At 44.9% G+C, this 25937-nt stretch carries 18 protein-coding genes and 1 pseudogene; 13 read left to right on the forward strand and 6 right to left on the reverse strand.

The genetic code is table 11. From position 1 onward, the window contains the following. Window positions 1–94 precede the first annotated feature (94 nt). The 4 genes from OCT63_RS00800 to OCT63_RS00815 all read left to right on the forward strand — a co-directional run bounded on the left by OCT63_RS00800 (window position 95) and on the right by OCT63_RS00815 (window position 3865). Window positions 95–643 carry an ECF-type riboflavin transporter substrate-binding protein gene (locus OCT63_RS00800; RefSeq protein ID WP_161684846.1) on the forward strand — a complete coding sequence of 183 codons (549 nt, stop codon included), beginning with the start codon at window positions 95–97 and terminating at the stop codon, window positions 641–643. A gap of 6 nt (window positions 644–649) precedes the next feature. Continuing rightward, window positions 650–2344: an ABC transporter ATP-binding protein gene (locus OCT63_RS00805; RefSeq protein ID WP_269983020.1), complete on the forward strand. Its 1695-nt coding sequence runs from the start codon at window positions 650–652 to the stop codon at window positions 2342–2344. Further along, window positions 2341–3180, forward strand: a complete 840-nt coding sequence (locus OCT63_RS00810; protein ID WP_161684850.1) for an energy-coupling factor transporter transmembrane component T family protein — start codon at window positions 2341–2343, stop codon at window positions 3178–3180. The genes OCT63_RS00805 and OCT63_RS00810 overlap by 4 nt, the downstream gene beginning before the upstream one ends. Before the next feature lie 214 nt (window positions 3181–3394). Continuing rightward, entirely contained in the window at window positions 3395–3865 is a 471-nt protein-coding gene (locus OCT63_RS00815) for a TetR/AcrR family transcriptional regulator (protein ID WP_161684851.1), read from the forward strand. An 80-nt stretch (window positions 3866–3945) separates the two neighbouring features. On the opposite strand, the gene glgB is transcribed toward OCT63_RS00815, so the two are convergent. The 3 genes from glgB to OCT63_RS00830 all read right to left on the reverse strand — a co-directional run bounded on the left by glgB (window position 3946) and on the right by OCT63_RS00830 (window position 11125). After that, a complete protein-coding gene (gene glgB / locus OCT63_RS00820; RefSeq protein WP_161684853.1) occupies window positions 3946–6126 on the reverse strand; it encodes a 1,4-alpha-glucan branching protein GlgB in 2181 nt (726 codons plus the stop codon). Between the two features lie 175 nt (window positions 6127–6301). Further along, window positions 6302–8482: a 4-alpha-glucanotransferase gene (gene malQ, locus OCT63_RS00825; RefSeq protein ID WP_060469266.1), complete on the reverse strand. Its 2181-nt coding sequence runs from the start codon at window positions 8480–8482 to the stop codon at window positions 6302–6304. 189 nt (window positions 8483–8671) lie between these two features. Further along, window positions 8672–11125 carry a glycogen/starch/alpha-glucan phosphorylase gene (locus OCT63_RS00830; protein WP_161684857.1) on the reverse strand — a complete coding sequence of 818 codons (2454 nt, stop codon included), beginning with the start codon at window positions 11123–11125 and terminating at the stop codon, window positions 8672–8674. A 568-nt stretch (window positions 11126–11693) separates the two neighbouring features. Between OCT63_RS00830 and malT the strand changes: the two genes are divergently transcribed. From malT to sstT, 7 genes and pseudogenes are all read left to right on the forward strand, one after another. After that, window positions 11694–14402, forward strand: a complete 2709-nt coding sequence (gene malT, locus OCT63_RS00835; RefSeq protein WP_060469264.1) for an HTH-type transcriptional regulator MalT — start codon at window positions 11694–11696, stop codon at window positions 14400–14402. Between the two features lie 595 nt (window positions 14403–14997). Beyond that, the gene (locus OCT63_RS00840) at window positions 14998–15918 is read left to right on the forward strand and encodes a DUF368 domain-containing protein (protein WP_060469263.1); all 921 of its coding nucleotides are present in this window, start codon (window positions 14998–15000) and stop codon (window positions 15916–15918) included. A 203-nt stretch (window positions 15919–16121) separates the two neighbouring features. Beyond that, a complete protein-coding gene (locus tag OCT63_RS00845; protein WP_161684859.1) occupies window positions 16122–16562 on the forward strand; it encodes a hypothetical protein in 441 nt (146 codons plus the stop codon). Next, window positions 16559–17155, forward strand: coding sequence for an SCO family protein (locus OCT63_RS00850; protein ID WP_161684861.1), 597 nt, complete (start codon window positions 16559–16561; stop codon window positions 17153–17155). The genes OCT63_RS00845 and OCT63_RS00850 overlap by 4 nt, the downstream gene beginning before the upstream one ends. Before the next feature lie 104 nt (window positions 17156–17259). Next, window positions 17260–17718 carry a copper chaperone PCu(A)C gene (locus OCT63_RS00855; RefSeq protein ID WP_161684863.1) on the forward strand — a complete coding sequence of 153 codons (459 nt, stop codon included), beginning with the start codon at window positions 17260–17262 and terminating at the stop codon, window positions 17716–17718. Window positions 17719–17751: 33 nt separating this feature from the next. Further along, a pseudogene (locus OCT63_RS00860) lies at window positions 17752–17925 on the forward strand (ribosome small subunit-dependent GTPase A); the annotation flags it as partial. A gap of 350 nt (window positions 17926–18275) precedes the next feature. Then, a complete protein-coding gene (gene sstT / locus OCT63_RS00865; RefSeq protein ID WP_060469259.1) occupies window positions 18276–19493 on the forward strand; it encodes a serine/threonine transporter SstT in 1218 nt (405 codons plus the stop codon). Window positions 19494–19662: 169 nt separating this feature from the next. On the opposite strand, the gene OCT63_RS00870 is transcribed toward sstT, so the two are convergent. From OCT63_RS00870 to OCT63_RS00880, 3 genes are all read right to left on the reverse strand, one after another. After that, the gene (locus tag OCT63_RS00870; protein ID WP_161685092.1) at window positions 19663–20877 is read right to left on the reverse strand and encodes a tetratricopeptide repeat protein; all 1215 of its coding nucleotides are present in this window, start codon (window positions 20875–20877) and stop codon (window positions 19663–19665) included. 317 nt (window positions 20878–21194) lie between these two features. Beyond that, on the reverse strand, window positions 21195–21797 hold the full coding sequence (locus OCT63_RS00875) for a response regulator transcription factor (RefSeq protein ID WP_161678667.1): 603 nt from the start codon (window positions 21795–21797) through the stop codon (window positions 21195–21197). An 11-nt stretch (window positions 21798–21808) separates the two neighbouring features. Continuing rightward, a complete protein-coding gene (locus OCT63_RS00880) occupies window positions 21809–23716 on the reverse strand; it encodes a sensor histidine kinase (RefSeq protein WP_269983021.1) in 1908 nt (635 codons plus the stop codon). 259 nt (window positions 23717–23975) lie between these two features. Here OCT63_RS00880 and dsrO point away from each other — a divergent pair, with 259 nt between their 5' ends. Together dsrO and nrfD are read left to right on the forward strand one after the other, a co-directional pair. Then, window positions 23976–24812 carry a sulfate reduction electron transfer complex DsrMKJOP subunit DsrO gene (gene dsrO, locus OCT63_RS00885; RefSeq protein WP_161671795.1) on the forward strand — a complete coding sequence of 279 codons (837 nt, stop codon included), beginning with the start codon at window positions 23976–23978 and terminating at the stop codon, window positions 24810–24812. Continuing rightward, on the forward strand, window positions 24809–25930 hold the full coding sequence (gene nrfD, locus OCT63_RS00890) for an NrfD/PsrC family molybdoenzyme membrane anchor subunit (protein WP_102506748.1): 1122 nt from the start codon (window positions 24809–24811) through the stop codon (window positions 25928–25930). Before dsrO ends, nrfD begins: the two co-directional genes overlap by 4 nt. Window positions 25931–25937: the final 7 nt, after the last annotated feature.

Raw genomic sequence — 25937 nt, forward strand, 5'->3', positions numbered from 1 at the left:
TTTGCCCAAAAAACGTTCTCATTGAGACGCATATTAATAATGGCGAATATTCGTTCTTTATCATGCTTTATCTTTCAGTATTCGAGGTTACCTAATGAACTTTTCAGCGAAGACAGTCGTCGTTATCGCCATTGGCGCGGCACTGTACGGCATTGGTGGTCTACCTATGTTTGGTGTCCCAGTGTTTGCTAACACAACATTGAAACCAGCAATGGCAGTCCTAGCACTGTTTTCTGTTTTGTTCGGCCCGATTGTTGGCTTCCTGGTTGGCTTTATCGGCCACTGGGTAACAGACTTATTCGCAGGTTGGGGCGTATGGCTAACGTGGGTATTGGGTTCAGGTATCGTGGGGATGGTTATTGGTCTATTCCCTATGATGACTAAAAACCGTCTTCAACAAGGCGAACTGCCAATGAAAGATTTAGCGCTATTTGTCGTGCTTGCTCTCGCAGGTAACGTTGTCGGCTACGGCTGTTCCGCATTCCTAGATACCATTCTATACGCAGAACCGTTTACCAAAGTCTTTACTCAACTGTCTATCATCGCAGCGGGTAATACCGTTCTGATCGCAGTTGTTGGCTTCCTGATCCTAAAATCAGTCGCTAAGCGTAACAAACAAAGCCGTAACCTGACTGAGGCATAAGCGATAATGACTATAGCATTTTCGAACTTCTCTTTTAGATATGAGTCGCTGGATAAACCGACGCTAAAAAATATCAATCTAAGGATAGAGAAAGGAGAGAAAATCGTCATTATTGGGCCAAGTGGCAGTGGTAAATCTACCCTAGGCCAGTGTCTGAATGGTTTGATACCTCATGCTATTAAAGGTGAGGTCACCGGTTCTTTAGAGATCAACGGCAAGAACATCTCTGAATTTTCAATGCACGACTATACCGAGCAAGTCGGCACGGTATTGCAAGATACGGACAGCCAATTTGTGGGTTTAAGTATCGGTGAAGATATCGCTTTCGCATTGGAAAACCAGTTGATGTCGAACATCGATATGTATCCTCTTGTTAAGTCGACAGCAAAAATGGTCGACCTAGCGGACATGCTTGATCGCTCTCCGCATGACCTTTCTGGTGGTCAAAAGCAACGCGTATCGTTAGCGGGTATCTTAGTTGATGACGTTGATATCTTGCTGTTTGATGAGCCTTTAGCCAGCCTTGATCCTAAAACAGGCAAGGCAACGATTGAGATCATCGACCAACTTCATAAAGAAACCAACAAGACTATCGTGATTATCGAACACCGCCTTGAGGATGTTCTGCATCGCGATATTGATCGTGTGATCTTAATGGAACGCGGCGAAATCGTTGCAGACATGACACCCGATGAAATCTTGGCTTCTGAACTGCTTGAGACACACGGTATTCGTGAACCGCTTTACCTATCAGCCCTTAAAGCAGCCAAAGCGCCTTTAACAAGCGAAGACAAGCTGTCCAACCTCAAAGCTTTGGACTACAAAAGGTTCCGTCCAACCGTTCAAGCTTGGTTTGCTGAACGCCCTACTCCCGTTGCTGAAAAGCAGTATCAGCCTTTACTTGAAGTGCATGGTCTAACTTACTCTTATGACGGTGATACAAACGCACTCGAAGATGTCAGCTTTAAGATTGGCAAGGGGGAGTTTGTTTCAATTCTGGGCAAAAACGGTTCGGGTAAATCCACCATCACTAAGATTATTATGGGTGTGATTGACGCGGATTCGGGTTCTTCGTATCTGAACGGCGAAGACTTATCTGAGCTTTCCATCTTCGAAAGAAGTCAGAAAGTCGGTGTCGTAATGCAGAACCCGAACCATATGATCTCGCATCATATGATTTTTGACGAGGTCGCGTTTGGCCTTCGTAACCGTGGCGTTACAGAAGACGAAATCAAAGAGAAAGTAGAAAACGTTCTTGAGCTTTGTGGCTTGAGCAAGTTCCGCCACTGGCCAATCGAAGCACTGAGCTACGGCCAAAAAAAGCGCGTAACAATAGCGTCTATCTTGGTTTTAGAGCCAGAACTTCTGATCTTAGATGAGCCGACCGCTGGTCAAGATTACCGTAACTACACATCGATGCTGGCGTTTATTCAAAAACTCAACCGCAACTTGGGAATCACCGTTGTGATCATTTCACACGACATGCACCTCGTTCTAGAGTACACCACACGCTCAATCGTGATTGCAGACAGCAAGCTGATTGCCAATGCCGCGATGACGGAAGTATTCAGTCAGCCATCACTGTTAGAACGCGCAAATCTTTGTACGACCAGCATTTATGAACTCGCGACCATTATGAAAATCGACGACACCAATGCATTTATGCAGTACTTCATCGACTACGAGAGAAGCACTCAATGAATGCATCAAAAGTAAAATTCGGCATCAATTACATTGATACTAAATCGCCGCTGCACGCTCTCAATGGCGTCACCAAGTTTGCACTGTTTTTGGCTTGGGTAACCGTTGTACTTACAACGTTCGATCTCAGACTCATCGTTGTTTTGATCTTGACGGGCTTATATCTATTAAAGCTCACCAATGTGCCAGTGCGCGTATATAAACCTTTGTTAGTGGGTACGGCGAGTGTATTAAGCTTGAACGCTTTGTTCATGTACCTGCTTGCGCCGCAGCAAGGTACTGAACTTATCGGCAGTGAAACGTTATTACTGACGCTTCCTGGCAATTACTCATTGAGCCAAGAGACACTGTTTTATTTAGTTACCGTGACACTCAAATACATGAGTATGTTCCCGATAGCGCTGATCTTTGTCTTCACCACGCACCCAACGGAGTTTGCAGCGAGCCTCAATCGTATCGGCGTTCCATATAAAATCGCCTATGCGGTAAGCTTAACACTGCGTTATTTGCCGGAAGTAAAAAAAGATTTTATTAATATCATGCATGCTCAACAAGCTCGTGGTGTAGAGCTTTCGAAGAAAGCCCCCCTAGTAACTCGCATTAAAAACGTAGCTAAGGTTCTAGGACCGCTCATTTTCTCTAGCTTGGACCGCGCAGACGAAATTTCAAATGCGATGACGTTACGAGGCTTTGGCAGACACAAAGATCGGACTTGGTATAGCTACGCACCTTTGCAGCGTGTTGACTTCCTTTGTCTCGCTGTCATTACATTAGTAGTGGTAGTCGCTATCGCAAAGCGAGTACTCGAAGAGCAACTGTTCTGGTACCCTTTCTAGACTCGTACAACAATATAAAATATTAATAAACACCCTAAAGACCGCTTGATAAAGCGGTCTTTTTTAAATAAACAATAAATTAGTCTAAAATATGTATTAATTATATTTTTTTATGCGCGATTTTTTGTTTTTTTAAGGTCTATGGTTCGAGATTTTGTTAACATCCACTTTCCGTAATTTCTATACAGAATGTCACACCTAATATAGGTTTGTAATGGCTCGAATAACTCAACTACAGAAAATAGAAAACCAAAAGAAATACAACAACATTGTATTACAGCTGTTTCTATCTGAAGGACACGAAGCGCTCACCTATGCAAGGATTGCTCAAGAAACGGGCGTTAGCCTCACAACTTTACAGGGATATTTTCCTTCAACACGTGCAATAAGATCTGTTCTACACGAACATGTTTTGTCTATTATGATGGCACCTTTAGATTTCTCTACGAAGTCTGCATTCTATGATTCTTGGAAAGCAGCGTTGAATAACAAGCCATTCAAAAACGCTATCAAGCTTATATTTTTCCATGCCTCACAGAACCCAGCTTCTGAAGAACTTAACCTACAGGTTAATGGCGTATTTCGTCACAAAATGATGGAAAGTTTTGGTGAAGATGCTCAACAAATCATTGAGATCGTTCTAGGTAGATCCCTTCTACAATTAACGAACCTTAGAGCACCGTAAGAAAGAGTTTTTAAGCAATAAAAATGGGAGACTAGTGCTCCCATTATTTATTTTAACCGCTGGTTAATTCCACTTATAGGCTAATTGAGCTTGTAGAAAATCGTCGATAACGGTGGTAGGCGTAGCTCTATCGATGTGTCTAAGCCTTCGCTTTCTACGGATTCAATTTCAGCAGTCTGCTTCACTTCAAAACCACTACCAGCGTAATCAGTCGAGTCCGTATTCAACAAGAGTGAGTACTTGCCTTGTGCTGGAACACCTAAACGGAAGTGCTCATGAGGAACAGGGGTAAAGTTAGATACCACCAAGACACGCTCACCAGAGTCACTAATACGTTCATGAGCTAAGACACTTGCTTCTGCAGAGTCTTGAAGACGCCACTCAAAGCCTTTCGGGTCAAAATCAAGGTCGTGCATAGCGGCTTCAGAGCGGTATAGGTTGTTCAAATCTTTGGTCAAGCGTTGAACACCTTGATGGCGGTCATAATCTAGCAAAAACCATTGCAGCTGGTCATCATGGTTCCATTCCGCCGTCTGGCCAAATTCAGTCCCCATGAAATTCAATTTCTTACCCGGCTGTGCGTACATGTAGCCCATGTAAGCACGTAAGTTCGCTGTTTGCTGCCATTCATCACCAGGCATCTTGTTATGGATAGAACCTTTACCGTAAACCACCTCATCGTGAGACAGAGGCAATACGTAGTTCTCACTGTGTGCGTAAACCAGTGGGAACGTAATTGTATTGTGGTGATATTTACGATTAATTGGGTCTTCTTGGATGTAAGACAAACTATCGTGCATCCAACCCATATTCCACTTAAAGCCGAAGCCTAAGCCGCCCATAAAAGTGGGGGCTGAAACACCAGGGAAAGCCGTTGACTCTTCAGCTATCGTCATCGCATTTGGGAAGTGTTTGTAAACTTCTTCGTTCATCCACTTCAGCGTTGCGATAGCGTCGTAGTTTTCGTTACCACCATCTGCATTTGGAATCCATTGATCATGACTGCGCGAGTAATCGAGGTATAGCATTGAAGCGACTGCATCAACACGAATGCCATCAATGTGGAATTGCTCGAACCAGTAAAGTGCATTAGAGACTAAGAAGCGACGTACATGTTCACGACCTAAATCATAGATGTACGAATTCCAGTCTTGGTGCCAGCCGCGACGAGGATCCGGGTCATGGAACAATGGCGTACCATCGAAGTTTGCTAAGCCATGATCATCACTTGGGAAGTGAGCTGGAACCCAATCAAGTACCACACCAAGACCGGCTTGGTGACATTGGTCTACGAAGTATTTAAAGTCATCTGGTGAACCGAAGCGGCTGGTTGGTGCAAATAGACCTACTGGCTGATAGCCCCAAGAGCCATAAAATGGGTGCTCTGAAACTGGCATCAATTCAACGTGCGTGTAACCAAGATCCGTAAGGTACGGAATCAGCTCTGCTGCTAGCTCACGGTAATTTAAGAATTCACCTTCAGCGTTCCGCTTCCAAGAACCAGCATGCAGTTCATAGAATGAAAGCGCTTCTTTACGCTTTTGCGTCACTGGGCGATTCTGCCACTTAGCATCTTGCCACTCGTAACGAGCGTGATCATAAGTCACAGATGAGAACGAGGGGTATTGCTCGGAGTAGAAACCCCATGGGTCAGCTTTGTGTGGTAAGCCTTCGCCATTTGGTCCTTTTAATTCAAACTTGTATTGAGCGCCTTCTTCCAGGTCAGGAATGAATAGGCCCCACATACCGTAGTCCAGACGTTGCATTGGGTGACGACGACCATCCCAAGCGTTGAAGTTTCCCACCAAGCTTGCCGCTGTAGCATGCGGAGCGTACACCAAGAAACGCGTACCTGAAATCGTCTGCCCATCACGCTCTAGCGTAATAAACTGAGCCCCCATGTGATGATACATATCTTTCGGTGTATGAAGATCTTCATAGCTCGCGTACAGATCATGGTACTGGTATGGATCATCGATGACCTGCTCTACCCCAGCCCAATCCACTGCAAGCTTATAGTGAGTAAAGCGTAAGTCTCTTTCCTGCTTAAGAATGAAACCACTTTCACCCTCTCGCGCTAACTCTATACGAGGTTCCTTTCCAACAATCAATTCGACTTTATCTGCCCCAGGAATCCATACACGTAATGCACCTTGCTCAGAAGGTAGGTATGGCCCTAAAAATGCAAATGGGTCTGTGAAGCAAGCCTGTGATAGTTGGGCATATATTTGTTTTTGCTTTGAAATAGAACTTAGTTCCAAAACGCTTCTCCCTAACCAAACATCCAAAAAATATAATACAAAAATGCCCGCTATTAGTGCGGGCAATATAACGACGATTTATTCTACCAGATGAGCATTGATCATTGAGTGACCGAGGTTGTAGTTTCGTACGGCGTAAGCAAAAAACCACGTATATTCAAGCCACTCAATACCACTACTTAGCTGCTTTCTCTCGAACATCTGTCAGCTTAGAAGCAATACGGTTTACCCCTTCGTGAGCAAAGATTTCGTCCAAGTTCATTGATAATTTACGACGCCAGTTAGGGTACTCATCTACAGTGCCAGGAATATTGACTGGCTTGTCCATCTCTAACCAATCTTCCAGTTGAACACTTAGTAATGTTGAACCACCAGCCGCAACGTGCAGTTGAAGTGCTTCCGCAAGGTACGAGTCCATCGGTACTTGGCTTGCATCGCGGCCAACACCTTCAGGTAGGAAACCATGCCATGCCACCGAATCTAAGATCCCTTGTTTGCACTCTAGACGGTCATCGAACAGAGTTTCTAGCTGTGCTGCATCTGGGTATAAGCCAATCTCTTGACCCATCTTCAAGTCATCGCAGTGCCAAAAGCCACGTAGTGTTGGCATATCGTGCGTACACAGGGCCGCCATTGATTGTGATGCATAGTGTTTTGGAGAGATGAAACCACCGTCTTCTTCTGATGTTTCGAAGAAGAACACTTTGTAAGAATGCACGCCAGCATCTGCTAAGATGTCTACGATCTCATCTGGCACCGTACCTAAGTCTTCACCAATAACACTACATTGATAACGGTGAGATTCAAGCGCAAGAATCGACAGCATATCTTGCACTGGGTAATAGATGTACGCGCCTTTGGTTGCGTTTTCACCTTTTGGAATCCACCACAAACGCAATAAACCTAACACGTGGTCAATACGTAGCGCACCGCAGTGTTTCATGTTTGCACGAAGCAACTTAATGTATGCATCGTAGCTTGTCTCTTGAAGCACTTCAGGATTCAGTGGTGGTAATCCCCAGTTTTGGCCTAAAGGACCAAGAATATCTGGTGGAGCACCAATGCTCGCATCCATCACTAGGTTGCCTTGATCAGCCCAAGTCTCGCTGCCTGAATCCGCGACGCCTACCGCGAGATCTCGGTATAAGCCAACGGCCATGCCTTTCTCTTCAGCAAGCGATTGAACATCGTTGATTTGGCAATCTGCTAACCATTGTAGGTACATGTAAAGATGTACCTGATCTAAGTTATCTTTGATGTATTTCTGTGTTGCAGGACTATCGAATGTACGGTACTTCTCAGGAAATACCGGCCATCCCCACATGCCTGAGTCTTCAGCATGCAACTCACCATGCAGAGCATCAAACGCTGCCTGATGCATCAAGCTATCGCCGCCCTCTTCCACAAAGGCAAGGAAGGCTTGAGCACGGTCACTGTTCTTGTCTAGATGGCGAGTCTTAAATTCTGCGAATAACAGAGGCAAGATGCCCATCTTCAGCTCAGACACTTCGGTGTAATTCACCCAATGCGCTTCACGAGCTTTTTGTAGGCGCTGTTGGAACTCTGCGCTGCCTACAGTCTGTTGTGCTTCTGCACTTAATGCGAATTCAGGTACGGAGCTCACATCAATATATAAGATGTTCAACCAACGACGTGAAGAGGGACTATATGGGCTCGCACCTTCAGGGTTTGCAGGGAACAATGAGTGAATCGGGTTTAAACCAACGAAATCACCGCCACGAGACGCGATATCAGCAACCAATTGTTTTAGGTCGCCGAAATCACCAATACCCCAGTTGTGTTGAGTTCTGAGTGTGTACAGTTGAACGCTTGGGCCCCAAAGCTTTTTGCCTTGCTCAATTGGAGACTGCTTGAAACACGCTTTTGGCGTAATAATCAGTGTCATCTCATAAGGCTTCTTACGGCGCTTACGGCTTACAATTAACTTGTGGTACCCCCATGCCAAATCACTTGGCAATGCAAACACTAAAGGGCCACCCTCTGCACGCTCATCACGAACGACTTGAGATTGAAGATAGCCTTCGAGTACCTCTCCTTGCTCGGTTTCTAGGCGCCAGTTGAACTCACTTTCACGAGCACTAACCCCTAAATTCAGCGCCACTTCTACTGGCTCACCGTCACGCAAGACAAGAACTGGGTCTAGTACATCTTTTTTGTGTTTTCTTTCTGCAGACTTTAATAGTGCATCATCGCTGCTTGTATCATAGCCCAATGAAGCCAATAGAGACGTAATAGTATCGTCTGATACTTGTGCTTCATCGCCCCACGCACTAACGTAACTATCGGCAATATTTGCCATTTCTGCGATTTGTTTTAATACGTTTTGTTCTTTCATCGCTCTCTCCGAAAGCGCCTTAACGCTTTCAATTTTTGTAGGGTTGTTTATTTAATTTGTTACTAATCAATTAGCTTGTGACAATCAGTTTGTAAGCGAGCAGGTTATAAACGACAAACGTCTCAACCATCTATTTGCCCACAAGCTAATTGAGCCAAGGCAGAAACTGCCTTGGCTACTTGGGAACGATTAACGTTTAACCGCTTCTAGTTTCCAGATGTTGTTCACATAGTCGCGGATTGAACGATCTGATGTGAACTTACCAACCAATGCTGTGTTAAGAATGGCTTTCTTAGCCCAACCGGCTTGGTCTTTGTATTGCGTGCTCATGTCTTCGTGCGCTTTCACGTAAGATGCGAAGTCAGCAAGACATAGGTATGGGTCACCACCGTCTAGCAGGCTATCAAACGTTGCACGTAGAAGACCTGGTTGACCTGGAGTGAACTCATCGCCAGTCAATAAGTCTAGAGATGCTTTCAGTAGTGGGTCTGCATTGTAGTAGTCGTATGGGTTGTAACCCTGAGCTTTCAATGCAACAACACCATCAACGTCTAGGCCGAAGATGTAGATGTTTTCATCACCAACCTCTTCACGAATCTCAACGTTTGCACCATCCATCGTACCGATGGTTAACGCGCCGTTTAGAGCCATCTTCATGTTGCCCGTACCCGATGCTTCTTTACCAGCCAGTGAGATTTGCTGAGAAACGTCTGCCGCAGGGATGATGATTTCAGCCATGCTTACACGGTAGTCTGGGATAAATACCACTTTAAGCTTGTTACCGATGCGAGGATCGTTGTTGATCTTCTCTGCAATCTTGTTCACCGCAAAGATGATCTCTTTCGCTAGGTGATAACCCGGCGCTGCTTTCGCGGCGAAGAAACATACGCGAGGCTCACATTCGAAACCCGGTTCGTTAAGAATACGGTGGTACAGAGATAGAATGTGTAGCAAGTCTAGGTGCTGACGCTTGTATTCGTGTAGACGCTTGATCTGAACGTCGAAGATAGCGTTAGTATCTAGCTCGATACCCATGTTCTCTTGAACCCAATCAGCAAGACGCTGTTTGTTTTCTTTCTTAACCGCCATGAATTCTTTCTGGAATTTCGCGTCTGTTGCAAACTTAGCGATGCCTTCTAGCTGCTCAAGTTTTGCTGGCCATTCAGTACCGATCTTGCCAGTAATTAACTTAGATAGGCCTGGGTTACAGAACTTCAGCCAACGACGTGGCGTGATGCCGTTCGTTACGTTAGTCAGTTTACCTGGGAAGATTTCGTTGAACTCAGGGAACAAGTCTTTCTTAACCAATTGTGAGTGAAGTGCAGCTACACCGTTTACTTTGTAAGAACCAATCACACATAGGTTTGCCATGCGAACCATGCGGTGGAAACCTTCTTGGATGATAGAAAGCTTCGCTTGCTTCTCACCGTCACCAGGCCACATCTTGCGAACTTCTTGCATGAAGCGGTGGTTGATTTCAAAGATGATTTCCATGTGACGAGGAAGAAGACGATTGATCAAAGATTCAGACCAAGTCTCTAGCGCTTCTGGAAGTAGTGTGTGGTTCGTGTAAGCGAACGTGTGAGCACTGATTTCCCATGCTTGATCCCAAGTTAAACCTTTCTCATCAATCAGGATGCGCATCAATTCAGGGATAGCAATCGTTGGGTGCGTATCGTTAAGCTGAATCGTTTCTTGCTTAGGCAGATCTTCTAAAGAGAAACCTGCTGCTTCGTGACGGCGTAGAATGTCGCGAACCGATGCTGCTGAGTGGAAGTACTGCTGCATTAGACGCAGTGTCTTACCTTTCTCGTGGTTGTCGTTAGGGTAAAGAACCTTAGTGATGTTACCTGCATCGATTAGCGAGTGTTGCGCTTCGAAGTAATCACCGTTGTTAAAGCTTGCTAGTGAGAATGGTGCGATTGCCTGACATTCCCAAAGACGCAGCGGGTAAACCGTGTTTGACTCGTAACCTACGATTGGTAGATCCCAAGGCATTGCTTTTACTTCCATACCTGGAACCCAAGTACGTACTTCTTTGCCGTCAATGAATTCAACTTCTACATGACCGTAAAAACCAATGTGTTGGGCTAGTTCTGGACGAGCCACTTCCCAAGGGTAACCTTCAACACCACGCCACGCGTCTGGTGCTTCTTGTTGGCGACCATTTTGGAAAGACTGTTTGAATAGACCGTATTCATAGTGAAGACCGTAGCCTACTGTTGGGTATTCTTGAGCGGCACAAGAATCCATGAAACAAGCAGCAAGACGACCAAGACCACCATTACCTAGCGATGGGTCGCGTTCTTCTTCTAGAAGGTCAGTTAAGTTTTGACCTAGCTCTTCCATCGCATGAGTAATCTGTTCATATAAACCCATGCTGATTAAATTGTTGCCTGTCAGACGACCAATCAAAAACTCTAATGAAAGGTAGTTAACGCTCTTTGCGTTCTTAATTTTTTCGTCATTTTCAGTTGCTAGCAGGTCAAAGGTTGTTAATTCTGCTAACGCGCGGCCCATTGCTAGGTACCATGCACGGCTATCTGCGTTTTCAATTGTAGTTGCGTAGGTCGCAGACAAATGCTTCTTAACGCTCTCTTGGAACGACACTTTATCGAAAGTTTTTTGCTGAGTTGGTTTCATTTCAGAAATCTCGCTTTTAATAGTTCTAATTCATCTATGACATATCGTGCATGGTCACCATAAACTAAACATCCTCCCGTCCTTATAACTAACTAGGAGTAGATTAGAGGGCGTAGGGGGCGTACCGAGATTTGGTTAGTGATCTAACTCTCATGTTCTGAGTTAGAACAAAATCTTGGAGTGACCAAGATCACAAGCTCCCGTTGGATAACTTAACTTCAATTGATGTAACTTTTATTTACGTCTCTTAAAGCCATCGCTAAATCTGATATTCAGATCACGAAAATTTTTTTAGCATCTCATCTTTTACACAGAAACCGGTGTAAAAGAAGAAGAAGTCACATTCACAAATCACACCTAAAGTGACATAAATCACAAATAAAGGGCGTAGAGCATCAAAAACATGCAGGAGTGCAAGGTTTCTGTGGAGGATCATAGTCGGTATCGTTTCGCTTCACGTACCATAAACGAAGACTTAAGTAATTAGGCTAATGTCATTGGACAGCACTCAACAATAGATTGGGATAATCCAGAACATAAGCCCACGAAATAGGTGAAAAACTTCGATATGTGGATCCCTTCAAAACTGACCCGTCCTGGCCGCTTACACAATGCGATTCTACGACCTAGGGTTCTCGATCTGCTTCAAAACGCAGATTGTTACAAGCTGGTGCTATTTCGCTCCCCAGCAGGGTATGGCAAAACCACAATGGCCGCGCAATGGCTAGTAGATAAGCCTAATGTGGGTTGGTACAGCATTGATGATAGTGACAACGATCCATTTCGCTTTATTAACTATCTACTGCAATCACTCAATAAAGCGACTCAAAATATCTGTCCTAATGCCCAAAAGCTGGCAGAGAAAAGACAGTTTTCATCGCTGCATTCATTATTAAGTGAAGTTTTCGCAGAAATGTCTGAGTTCCATCATGAATGTTTCCTTGTGTTGGACGACTACCACTTGGTCAACAATGATGACATTCATGAAGCAATGCGCTTTTTCCTCAAACATATGCCCGACAACCTGACGCTCGTTGTAACCAGCCGAGGAACACCACCACTCGGTACCGCCAACCTTCGCGTACGTGACTTAATGATAGAGCTAGGTAACGATTCACTGGCTTTTGATACTGAAGAGACCACGCGCTTTTTCAACCAACGCGTAGCCGATGGCATTGATGACATCACAGCAGATAGCATTTGTACTTATGTAGAGGGCTGGCCTTCTGCCTTGCAACTTATTGCGCTGCAAGCCCAACATCAAAAACGCACTCTAGCGCAATCAGCGGAGTCGTTCTCGCACTTTAACCATGCTCACCTTTGGGACTATTTGGTGGAAGAAGTGTTCGACTTGTTAGACAAAGAAACTCGACAGTTCTTAATGCAGTGCTCTGTGCTTGATCACTTCAACGACGAGCTAGTATGTGCACTCACTCAACGTGAAGACGCACTCGGTATGATCGAGTCACTCAATCGATTTGGCCTGTTCATCTACCCTCTTGAAGGTGAGAAAAACTGGTACCGCTTCCATAACCTTTTTGGTGAATTTCTCGCCCATGAACGCCAAGCTCGAATTCCGCAACAAGAAGCGGAATTGCATCGAAGTGCGGCTAAAGCTTGGATCAAACAGAAAACGCCTCATCAAGCTCTTCGACATGCACAGCGTGCTGACGACCCACAATTGATTGTTCAGATCTTGAGTGATCACGGATGGCAGATGTTCAACCAAGGTGAGCTCTCTTCATTAGAGATGGCGATCAAGCAACTGACACCTGACCAACTTTACAGTGAACCTAAACTGTCAATGTTGCGCGCATGGCTGGCACAAAGTCAGCATCGATATGATCAAGTAGGCACCTTGCTGGAAGAAGCCGAAGCGCAATATCAAGCTCGAAATATTGAGCTTGATACTCAACAACAAGGGCAGTACAACTCCCTGCGTGCGCAAGTAGCCATCAACAGTAATGAACCGGAAAAAGCGCTAGAATTAGCCGAACTTTCATTAAGTCAACTAAATACAACGGTATACCGTAGCCGTATAGTAGCGACCTCTGTTGTTGGTGAAGTGAACCATGTTATGGGCAACCTTAGTCGTGCTCTACCGATGATGCAACAAACAGAAAAACTCGCACGCCAGTATCAAGTTTACCATCAGGCGCTGTGGGCCATTCTGCAACAGAGCGAAATATTAATTGCTCAAGGTTATGTTCAGGCTGCATTTGAGTTGCAAGACAGTGCATTTAAATTGATTGAAGAACACCAACTGCAATACGTGCCACTGCATGAATTTTTACTGCGAGTTAGAGCTCAGATTTTTTGGTGTTGGAATCGATTAGATGAAGCGGAAGAGTGTTGTTATAAGGGCTTAGATATTCTTGGCCATCACGCACCAAGTAAGCACTTACATAGCTACTCCATGCTGGCTCGAATCTCATTGAGTCGGGGAGAAATTGATAAAGCGTCTAAGTTTATTGACCAGATTCAGCACTTGTTGCGCCAATCAACTTACCACGTAGATTGGACAGCGAACGCTTCACTGTCTCTGATCTTGTTCTGGCAAGTAAAAGGCAATAAAGACGCCATCCGTGACTGGTTGAGCGTTGCTGTTCGCCCTGAATCAGCAAGCAACCACTTTTGTCAACTTCAATGGCGAAACATCGTGCGTGCTCATATCATCCTTGAGCAGTATGAAAAAGCGGAACAAGCGCTAACCTTCTTGAAAAGCGAAGCCCAACGTTCACACCTGATTACGGACACCAACAGAAATTTGATCGTCGAAGCCGTGTTACGCACACAGCTCAACGATGAAGACAGTGCTCGTGTGCTACTAGAAGAAGCCCTACACATGACCAACCAAACCGGTATGGTCGGTAACTTCTTAGTCGATGGTGGCACTATCGGGCATATCTTGGACAAGCTGAGTAACAAACCTGGCTTGGGTGATTTAGAACGTCACCGAGCCCAACAGATCATGAAAGATATCTCGACGACTCAACGCAGCCGTTCGGTTCACTTTGACGAAGACTTTGTGGAGAATCTGGTTAATCATCCGAATATTCCAGAACTGGTACGCACCAGCCCACTTACACAACGTGAATGGCAGGTACTTGGTCTTATCTATTCGGGGTTCAGTAATGAACAGATCGCTCAAGAACTTGATGTTGCAGGCACGACTATCAAAACTCACATCCGTAACCTGTACCAAAAGCTAAACATTGCCAACCGTAAAGAAGCCATTAGCACAGCAGAAAATTTGTTGCAGTTGATGGGATATTAAAACGGATTCGAGATTCGAGATTCGAGATTCGAGATTCGAGATTCGAGATTCGAGATTCGAAAAAAGCATAAGCTGGTCACCCATGGTGGCTGGCTTTTTTTTCGCTTGGATAATGAGGGGTAACCGATAAAAAACTAGAGATAGCCAAACGACAGGCAAAAAAATAGCCAACCGCAATAATCGCGATTGGCTCTATATATTTGTGAACAAATCAAAAGTTCACTAACAACGTCAGTTGGCTAGGTGACCCTCGGCTTAAGAAGGGTCAAATTTATTAATGCAGTTAGCGTGCCAACTTTAATTCAGCGTTTTATAAGCTCTAAATCTCATAAAAGCCTCTAATTCAACATGCCAATTGCAAAGTGCATTTGCATAATGCGATAAAAATGCAATATTGATAAGAGATCAGTTTCATCATTGAGCACTAATGATAGATCACTAAGTGATTGTATTTTAAATATTAGGCAAATGTTCACTTCAACTTATTGCCTTGCAATTAAGAAGGTAATAAAAACACCTCGCCAAAGGCATATTCATACTTTTTTTACCTTAAAGTTTGTATACTGCACAAAATCATTCTCAACTCTATGAATCAATGAACTATTTAAGTACTTTTTTTAAAGGCATGGCAATGGGCGCAGCCGACGTTGTCCCTGGCGTTTCAGGCGGAACCATCGCATTCATCACTGGTATTTACGATACACTGCTAGAAAGCATTCGTAGAATTAACCCTAGCGTACTTGGCTTATGGAAGCGCGAAGGCTTCAAAGCCGCGTTTAACCACATCAATGGTTTCTTCCTGATTTCACTGTTCGCAGGCGTGTTCACGAGTATTGCGACATTCGCAAAGCTGATTTCTTGGTTATTGGTCACGCACCCTGTTCCACTGTGGTCTTTCTTCTTTGGGCTGATCTTGGTGTCGGTATTCCATATTCTTAAGCAAGTAGAAAAGCGCGATATGATTCGATTCGTCTTTCTATTACTTGGCGTTGCCTTCGCTTATAGCATTACGGTGCTTAAGCCTCTGCAAATGGAGCCAACCAGCATCAACATCTTGATTGCGGGTGCGATTGCGATCTGTGCGATGATTTTGCCGGGTATCTCAGGCAGCTTTATTCTGCTACTGATTGGCATGTATGGCCCGATTCTTGGTGCCGTTAAAGAGTTTCAAATCGATGTGCTTGCCCTATTTTTAGGTGGCTGTGTGATCGGTCTACTGACTTTCTCACACGTGCTCTCTTGGCTATTACGCTCATTCCGCGATTTCACATTGGTATTCTTAACCGGTTTGATGATCGGTACGCTACCTAAGATCTGGCCGTGGAAAGAAACCATCAGCTGGCGCATCAACTCAAAAGGTGAGCAAGTACCTCTGATTCAAGAGAACCTATCGCCGTTCGACTTTGAAGCTGTGACCTCGCAACCTTCTCAGCTCGTGTTGGCAATTGTGATGATGTTTGTAGCCATTGCCTTAGTTCTAGGGCTAGAGAAATTTGCAGAGCGTAACGTTGACTAATCATTCAGCGTACTTCTGGAACATGTTCAGGACGGATAGAACTTAGAAATACTAAGCTCACCTCTCGATTAAACAAACAAAAGCGAAGCCAATGGCTTCGCTTTTTTAGTTCTACCATACGCACAAAATTGCTTTTTGATACAAGCACGTATTGAGGGGTATGATAACATCGCCGCTCTTATAAAATTAGATGAGAACACGACATGCACCCAGCATTAAAAGTGGCTGCTCTTGGAATCGCTCTCGTGGCAGGCTTTTATGGGCCACCCGTATTTCAAAAACTCAAGTCGGTCATTGAACATTCAACGGCCGAAGTCAACTTAGATGACTACTGCATGCTTTCAACAACCTCGTGTGAGCAAGAATCGATTTCAATGTCGCTTGACCGTGAAACCGCACAACCTCTTCTACCCACGAAAATGAAGGTTGTTTGGGAAGGTGCCGCATCTGAGACATTAATGTTGTCACTCACCGGCTTAGAAATGGAAATGGGCTCAGCGCATTTTCAACTAAAGAGCATTGGCAATAATACTTATGAAGGTGATGTAATTTTACCTGTATGTACTTTAGATAAGATGACATGGATCGGTGAGCTCACTGATGGTGTCGAGACTGTAAACCCTGCAATAAGGATGGCAAGATGAGTAGAAATTGGTCGTTAGCATTGGTTGTTGCTTTTGTACTTGGCTTTGGTGTCAAAAGCTATCTTGATGGACAAAATAAATCTCAAGAACAACACGCAGCAAAGCAAGAGTTTTCCGCAACGACTCTTTTCGGTAAAGATAACCAACCAACGGAAATCTTTGACCAAACCGATGACAGAATTCGTATCGTCTACTTCGGTTTCACACGTTGTCCAGATGTCTGCCCTACTTCTCTGGCGATGTTAGCTGGAGCGCTTAACCAAGTGTCAGATGAAGCAAAAGCGAAGATTCGCCCGATGTTTGTCTCTCTTGACCCAGAGCGTGATGCTGCAGAAGCTTCTTATGAATACGCACAATACTTCCACCCAATGATGGAAGGATTAAGTGGCCCGTTAGATGTGACAACGACGCTTGCGCATCACTACGGTGTTATTTTCAGAAAGACCAAGCTTGAAGGGTCAGAGTTGGAATATACCCTTGATCACAGCTCATATTTTTATTTTTTAAAGCCCGACGGTACCTTGATAACTAAAGTGCCACACACGTTAACGCCAGCGCCGATTGTTGAAGCCATCAACACATTAACGCGCTAACGCACCTGCGACTCAGAACGTGTAGAAAAATAAACAACTTAATCGATAGAGTTCGAGAAAAAAGTCAGGTCCCAGACCAAAACATAACAACTAAGGACAACAACATGAAGTTAAAAGCACTTGCTCTAGCAGGCTTATTGCTCACTCCTCTTGCTCATGCTAACGGTGACATTATGGTTCACGACGCATACGCTCGTGCAACACCACCTTCAGCCGTCAACAGCGCGGTGTTTACAACCCTAATGAACCACAGCGATAAAGACCGTGCTATCGTTTCTGCTGCAACACCAGCAGCTGGTAAAGTAGAACTTCATGATGTCATCATGGACGGCGACGTAATGAAAATGCGCCAAGTTCAAACCATCGCGATTCCAGCGAATGGCCAAGTTGAACTGAAACCTGGTAGCTTACACATTATGTTATTTGACCTAAAAGATGGTCTAAAAGAAGGCGAACAAATCGAAATGACGCTGACCTTCGCTAACGGTGAGTCACAAACCTTCGATGCTCCTGTTAAGAAAGTAATGAGCGGCTTGAAAAAGATGAACCACGATCATCACTAATTGCTCAGCACAGGATGCAGAATATTCGTCGGTTGCGCACTAGGCGTGCGTGAAACATTTACCGATGTGGAAAATTTAGCCACGTACTATCGTTTTTCTCATTGCAACCATGAATCAGAACCGGAGTGCAAACTACGCAAAGCGATTGAAAGTGGTGAACAGCCTGGAAGAAGGTGTACAAACTATCAAAAATTATTGAGAGAACAAGAAGCCCTTTGTGTTCATCACATAGGGCTTCTTTATTTCAATTTGCTATCTATATTGCTATTGCTGCAAACGATGATCTTATCAAAAGCTGTTTACATCTTATACTCACAGAATATTGGCCTTGATAAACATCAGCATGCAGGCTTATAACTCAACATATGTACATTTATTTAACATTTCAATCCAAAAACACCACGTAGCGCAAACAATCACCCTAAAAGTAAACTATTCCTAGACACCCTCTTAGATCTCGCTAATATTAGCGCCCATTCCACTAGTGTATAGTTGGAATTGGTACAGCTTTATAAAAAGATACATCACTATAATAATTTAACAATTGCAGGTATTTTATGCAAAATAGCAACATACTCGCCCGCATCGCTCGTGGGAACCTTGTCCTACAGATCCTTGCAGGTATTGTTTTCGGTGTCGTTCTCGCCATGGTTTCTCCTTCAGCAGCTCAAGATGCAGGTCTACTCGGTAGTCTGTTTGTTGGTGCTTTGAAAGCAGTTGCCCCCATTTTAGTTTTCATTCTTGTTGCAGCTTCTATCGCAAATCAAAAGAAAGGTCAGCATACCCATATGCGTCCAATCATTGTGCTATACCTGATTGGTACGTTCTCTGCGGCTCTTACAGCTGTAGTGTTGAGCTTCATGTTCCCAACCACTTTGACACTGGTTGCGGGCGCTGAAGGTGCCAACCCTCCTCAAGGTATTGCTGAAGTTCTTCATACGCTTCTATTCAAACTTGTAGATAACCCAGTTAGTGCGCTAATGAACGCGAACTACATCGGTATTCTTGCTTGGGCAATCGGTCTTGGCCTTGCACTGCACCACGCATCTGCAACAACTAAAGCGGTTTTCGAAGATTTAAGCCACAGTGTTTCACACATTGTTCGCTTCATCATTCGTCTTGCTCCATTCGGTATCTTCGGTCTTGTTTCGACTACGTTCGCAACAACGGGCTTCGATGCACTGGCAAGCTACGGTCAACTGCTAGCGGTTCTACTAAGTTCAATGCTGATCATCGCACTTGTGGTTAACCCACTGCTTGTATTTGTGAAAACAAAACAGAACCCATACCCACTCGTACTGCAATGTATTCGTGAATCTGGCGTAACAGCATTCTTCACTCGTTCAAGTGCTGCAAACATCCCAGTAAACATGAACCTTTGTAAGAAGCTAAACCTAGACGAAGATACTTACTCTGTATCTATCCCTCTAGGCGCAACAATCAACATGGCGGGTGCTGCAATTACCATCACTGTGTTAACGCTTGCAGCGGTACACACAATGGGCATTGAAATTGATATCTTCACTGCGATTCTACTAAGCCTTGTGGCTGCGGTATCTGCATGTGGCGCTTCTGGTGTTGCTGGCGGTTCACTACTGCTTATCCCATTAGCGTGTGGCCTATTCGGTATTTCTAACGATGTAGCGATGCAGGTTGTTGCAGTAGGTTTCATTATTGGTGTGATTCAGGATTCTGCTGAAACAGCGCTTAACAGCTCAACTGACGTCGTGTTCACTGCTGCAGTATGTAAAGCTGAGCAAAACAAAGCATCATAAGCTTTTGGTTTTAGCCTTAGCGCTTAAAGCAAACAGCACACAAATAAAAAGGGAAGCATCGGCTTCCCTTTTTTGTTGCCTAGTTTTCTTGATTAGGGTGAGAACTACAATTAACTGATAACCAAAGAAAACTGCTTCACAGAACACCGTATAAAGCTACTGAACACGACTATTGATTTCTGTTCCAGTTAGACTCAACAACTGGCTGACTGAAGTCCAGAGGGTCGCTATTCTGGTTAGCTTGTTTATCTGTTAATGCTTGACCTGTATTCATCTGCTGTTGGCTGTAATCAACGTTAGAAATTGATTCACTCAGCTCTTTAGTCTTTATATGACTGCCATCGACACTTAAATCGTTACCTTCTTCATCAAGCACTTCTTTCACTTTCTTTGGGATAGGTATATTACGTTTGTAGAGTTTATTGAGCGCTTTGATGATTGAGTGCTTGGTTATCGCTTCTTGAGTTAACTTAGTCATTATTGGCTTAGTCAGAGCTTGTAAGCCCACCACTGCATCCACACCAAGCTCACCACCCACTTTGTCTCTCAAATGTTTCGCATCGGAATACCCAAAATGAGCCGATAAGAAGAGCCAAATATAAGCAATAGCGTTACCGTTTTCACCATGGTCGATCCAAGCCTCACCGGCTCTAAACATCGCTTCGGCACTGTTTTTTTCCGCCGCAGTCTCGAACCAATATATGGCCTCACCATGATTGGATTCAACGCCAATACCATTCAAATAACACGAACCAAGCTTAATCTTACCTTCTAAATTATTCTTGTCCGCCGCTTTGTGATACCACTCGGCTGCATTCTCGGCTGAATAGTCCGGATTTTCTTTGTCTAGACACCAGTCTCCCATAAACAGCATTGCTTCGCTATTGCCACCAGCCGCTGACTCTTCGATACAGGCGTAGCCCTTGGGGATGTTTTTATCCGTTCCACGGCCAAAGACGAGCGCTTTACCCATCTCAAATTTCGCAACCAGATCATTGTCTAATGCAGATATAGCAAGTTGCCAAAAATTGGCTTTTTCTTTTAAAATCAGGTCTTCTTTACGCTTCATACTAAGGCGTACAATACCGTACATACCGTTGACATTATCTAAATGCGCCGCTTTATCGTACCAATACAGAGCTTCCTTGATATTGTTACGTTCAGCCTCTTTCGCCAAATACAGAATCGACGGAACATGTCCGGTTTCAGCTTTGAAGTGGCGCTCTTTTTGCTCTTGTATACGCGCTTTTTCAATCGCTTTTCGGTAAGCGACAGCACGTGCTTTACGTTCCTGTTCCAAGCGCTGTTTTCTTAGCGATAGAGAGATCAGCCAAACGGCCACAAGTATTAACGAAAGAGCCGTCGCACCAATTGCGATTCCCATTGTACTCATAAAGTTTTTTAACCTAACTCGGTTGATACAAGACCCAATCCAGGGGAGTACCCAACCCATAGTGAATGTTTCTAAATTACAGGGAAAAGCGCAGTCGTTAAAACGTTTCACCCTAAAATGAACTTAGTATCTCAGGAATACATAGCGTTAAAAAGATTACTGATACATCTCGGTATGCACTCCATAAATGGCGTGATCTTACTTCAATATTAGTTTGCTTATGAAGATAACCTTTCAGCAAAGTCACCTTAAAAGCGACCACGATATGGCACCTATCACTGTCATTTCTTATCGTGGTGGCTATATGATTAAGTCAGCTGCCCATAAATATATGCCAACTCGGCAACCGTTTTTGCAGAAAATTTCTTCATTAAACTCGCTCGGTGTACTTCTACCGTTCTCATCGCGATACACAACTCGTCAGCGATTTTCTGGTTACGCTTGCCGTCAATGATCTGTTTAAGAATGTCTATTTCGCGTTCAGTCAGCGATGCATACGCTTGGCGGTACACGTTTAAATGTAAATGCTTTTCCGAAGCCTCTAATCCTTGCTTGATGGCCTCGGCCAATTCGCCACCTTTCACCGGCTTTTGAAAGAAGTTCACCGCGCCCGATTGCAAGGCTTCCACCGCCATTGGTACATCGCCATGCCCCGTCAGATAAATCACCGACAATGGACTCTGCGCTTTCACCATCAACTCATGGACTTGTTGTCCTCTCATCTCAGGCATTCTGCTATCCAAAATTACACACCCCGGAGCACTCAAGTCGACAGAATCTAGAAAGTTCGGGCCGTTTTCATAGGCTGACACCGTAAAATCATGCTCTTTCAATAAGAACACCAATGAGTCACGCATCGACTCATCGTCATCAACCACATAGACCGGCAACGTTTGATGAAGTTCAGACATAACAAGATTCCTTATGAATCATTTGAAAGAGAAAAAGGTAACGTTACCTCAACGTGACAGCCATGAGGAGCAAGTGACACAATGGCCATTTTGCCACTGTGATCTTCAATCACGTCTTGGCAGATCGAAAGCCCTAGTCCCAAGCCATTTTCTTTACTGCTCACAAAGGCTTGAGTAACTTGTTGCTCGGTAAGATCTAACCCCGTTCCGTTGTCAATAACCGACAACATCATCTTATCCGGTTGATACTCGGTAATCACTTTAATTGTCGCAAGCTTGCCGTTTTTGTTATTAATATCAGACATCGCGCTGTGTTCGCGTTGTTGCTGTATGTTACACGCATCTGTCGCATTATTGATCAGGTTTACAATTACTTGTTGTATGCCCACAGGATCAATATACAACGTACTAGGCTGTCCGACCGCATAGCGTTCAATAGTGATGTTGTGCTTCTGTAATCGAAATTGCAGCAACTCAATGGTGTCTGTGAGTAGCTGCTCGATGTCGGTTTGAGACTTCTCAGATGAGCGTTTCTTAATCATGTTTCTTAAGCGTTGAATGATCGCATCAGCACGATCCACTTGCGACTGAATCTTCTCGAACACAGGTTCAATATCGGTTAACGGTTTGTTCTTAGAAATCCGCAATAAACCGCCTTCGCTGTAGTTACGAATCGCCGCCAAGGGTTGATTGATCTCGTGTGCCAAACTGCTTCCTAACTCACCGACCACCGCGATTCGTTGAGAGTGCTCTAACTGCTCACTCTTACTTTTTAACTTGTGCAACGTGGCTTCTAACTGTTTTTTGCTACGGCTGAATTTGTACTCCAACCAGAAGTGGTACGCATTCAGTAACACCACCAGAATGAAGAACGCCCACGCCCACTGCTGGTTGTACTTAAGCCAGATTAACGCTTCTTTCCACCAAGGCTGTTGCAGTGGGTGCATGTCGAGCTGCTGATAGAGTTTATCGATTGAAAGCAGACTAGTTGGTGGCGTCCAACCCGAAGCATTTGCCGCAATGGCCGGTGCGCTGCTCTTTGCCATTGAAAACAACACCTGACTCATTTGTTTAGCCAGTGCTAAAGAGGCTCTTTCTGTTTTGGCAAACGACCAGTTGGGGTACAACGGCGTTGACACTTGGCATCGGAATCCTTCTGGCGCTTGATTGCCGATAATTCGATATTGTCCAGCGACTAGCAAACCTTCGCTGATCATGCTCTCAACTAGACACACAGGTACCACAGCCGCTTCAATGTGCTCTTCTCGCAGCTGGTATAAGCTGGCATCAATAGGGAAACCTAAGAACTGAGTATTAGAGAAAAAGTGGTTGGGATTGAGCCCCTCTTGCATTATTTGATAACGCATAGTCAGGTAACCACCAAACGCATTTTCTGACACGGCAGCAATTGGCTTTCCGCTCAGTTGCTCAAAAGAGATATAAGGTGACATTCTTCTCACCACCAAGGCTGAACCAATGCTTTGAGTATTGTTGGCTGCCGGCTGTTCGAAGTTATGACTGGTCATGGTCGCCATCCAAGAAAGCGCATATTGACGCCCTAATCGCACCGCCTGCCCCGGATTGGTGACAACAAAATCGACGTTGACGTCTTTCACCGCTTCGGCCATCTCTTCCAAGTTAAATGGTTTGAGGACAAAGTGCTTACCTGGGATTCGCTCAGACAACCAATCCATTGTTGGTTGCCAGCGTTGCTGCGCCGAAAGCTTACCTCGAGTTGCTAACACGCCAACCTCGATAATCTGGTCGGGTTCATCTGTATTTTGGCTTGGGCTTGGGCTTGGGCTTGGGCTTGGGCTTGGGGCTACTATCGCTTGTTCAGATCGAGCCGCGAAACACGCACCTGCGGTTAGACTTAACCAACAAAGGCTAACGATTGTCATTAGTTTCCGAACGCTCACTAAAATCTCTTTCTCCAAACGAACTGTTGATTCAATGTATTCTCGGCCCATTTTATGTCAGCAACATGTTGAACGCTCAACTTATGCGTTAGATCGCCTTAAATAACCCTCTAAAACAAAGCATAACAGCTAGATTGGCAAAACCACATTTGTTCTAGATCAACTTTGATCTGGGTATGTGGAAATCCACAATACCCCATGAACGGTCAAAAACTGACAATGAGCCCAACAGAACGAATACCCATTTATAGGTACCAATATGGACTCATTGAAAAGACGGTTTCTCAGCCAATTCGGTAAAGTTTCCGCGGGTGCTGCGCTCATCCCCATTACCGGAATTAATACCGCGGTCGCAAGCACAGCCATTCGTAATAACAACCAACCAGACCGCAAAGGCGAAGTAGGAAAACGCTACGCCATGGCGATTGATTTACGTAAATGCGTTGGCTGTCAGGCGTGTACTGTTGGCTGTAGCGTTGAAAACCAAGCACCTATTGGCCAGTTCAGAACCACCGTAAAACAGTATGAAGTCTCCCTTGATGATGGTTCGACCGCTCAACAAGAGGTGAAATCATTCATGCTGCCTCGCCTGTGTAACCACTGCGACAACGCACCTTGCATCAAAGTTTGTCCTGTTCAAGCCACCTTCCAACGTGAAGACGGCATTGTAATGGTCGATAACGAACGCTGTGTAGCGTGTGCTTATTGTGTTCAAGCCTGCCCTTACGATGCTCGTTTCATTAATAACGACACACTAACCGCCGACAAATGTACCTTTTGTGCACACCGCCTTGAAGATGGCTTGCTACCCGCTTGTGTAGAAACTTGTGTCGGTGGCGCGCGTGTCATTGGCGACCTGAAAGATCCAAACAGCGAGATCAACCGTCTGCTCAATGAAAACCAAGACGACATCAAGGTGCTTAAGCCAGAGCAGAATACCAACCCACATGTTTTCTATATCGGCATGAACGAGCGTTTCGTTAGCCATATCGAAGGTCAACCTGCGATTTATGATCCAGCCGCCATTGATAACTTGTCCTCTAGCAAACAAGAACTGGCAATCGCGACACAAGGTAAACAAGGAGAGACAGCATGAATATCACTGAGGTGTTAGTTCCCGCTCAAGAAATGGCTTGGCTACCGTGGGCGGTTCAATATTTTTTCTACATTGGTTCGGCTTACGCGGCCGCTATTCTGTTTTTGATTGCACTGATATTCAAAGACTCAACCAGTCACCAATTTCGATCAGCGCTTGTGCTTGTCATGGCGATTGGCGGGATTGTTGGGCCACTCGCGCTAACCGGTGACTTACACCAACCGGGACGCGCGTGGCATTTTTATGCTCACATCACACCTTGGTCGTGGATGTGGGTGGGTTCTCTGTTTCTGCCTCTATTTTCAGGCCTTGCTGTTGCTACCGCGTGGGTTTACCTACGTGACGACATCGCACAGCTTAAAGAGAGTGAAAATCCACTTTTAAAACGCTTGTCTTGGCTTACGCTAGGCCAATGGCAGGTTTCAACCAAGCTAATGATTGCACTCGCTGCTGTGACGGCTGTATCGGGCTTAAGCATTGCGCTTTACACCGGTGCCGAGATTGCAATTTTGGCGAGCCGACCACTTTGGCACCAACCTGCATCTCCGCTACTTTGGTTCTCCACGGCATTCTTTGCCGCAATAGGTTTAGCGCTATTGATTTGGGCTCTTTTGCCATCAAGTGAACCAAACCTAAAAACAACCGATCTATCACTGATACAGAAAACCATTACCTTAACAGGTGGCCTTGCCATCATTCTCACATCAATTTGGGCATCTAACCATGGCCACTTCAACCTATATGAGAACGACACGTGGGGTATCAATTTAGGCATTATGACCACGAGCATTTTGCTGTGCATGATTTTAGTTCTACCACTGCAGCGCCTATCGCGAAGCAAGCTTGGAATCGTCTGTATTGCGCTTGCGACCATCCTTTCAGCATGGGCGGTACGTTGGGTCACCATGATGGAAGTTCAAACCATTCCACGTTTTGATGTGGGCCCATTCCCTTATGAACTGCCTATGGGGAGCGCAGGTTTACTCGGCATTGCTGGTATGTGTGGTCTTTGGTTAGCACTTGCGCTGTTCGCTTCTGAAATCGTATCAACAAAAACCCTATCGGTTAAATCAGCTCATAAAGCATCGTCACCACTTAACCGCTCACATAGCTTGTAGTCTAAGG

The organism is Vibrio sp. RW (assembly GCF_027587105.1).
Classification (GTDB): Bacteria; Pseudomonadota; Gammaproteobacteria; order Enterobacterales; family Vibrionaceae; genus Vibrio; species Vibrio toranzoniae.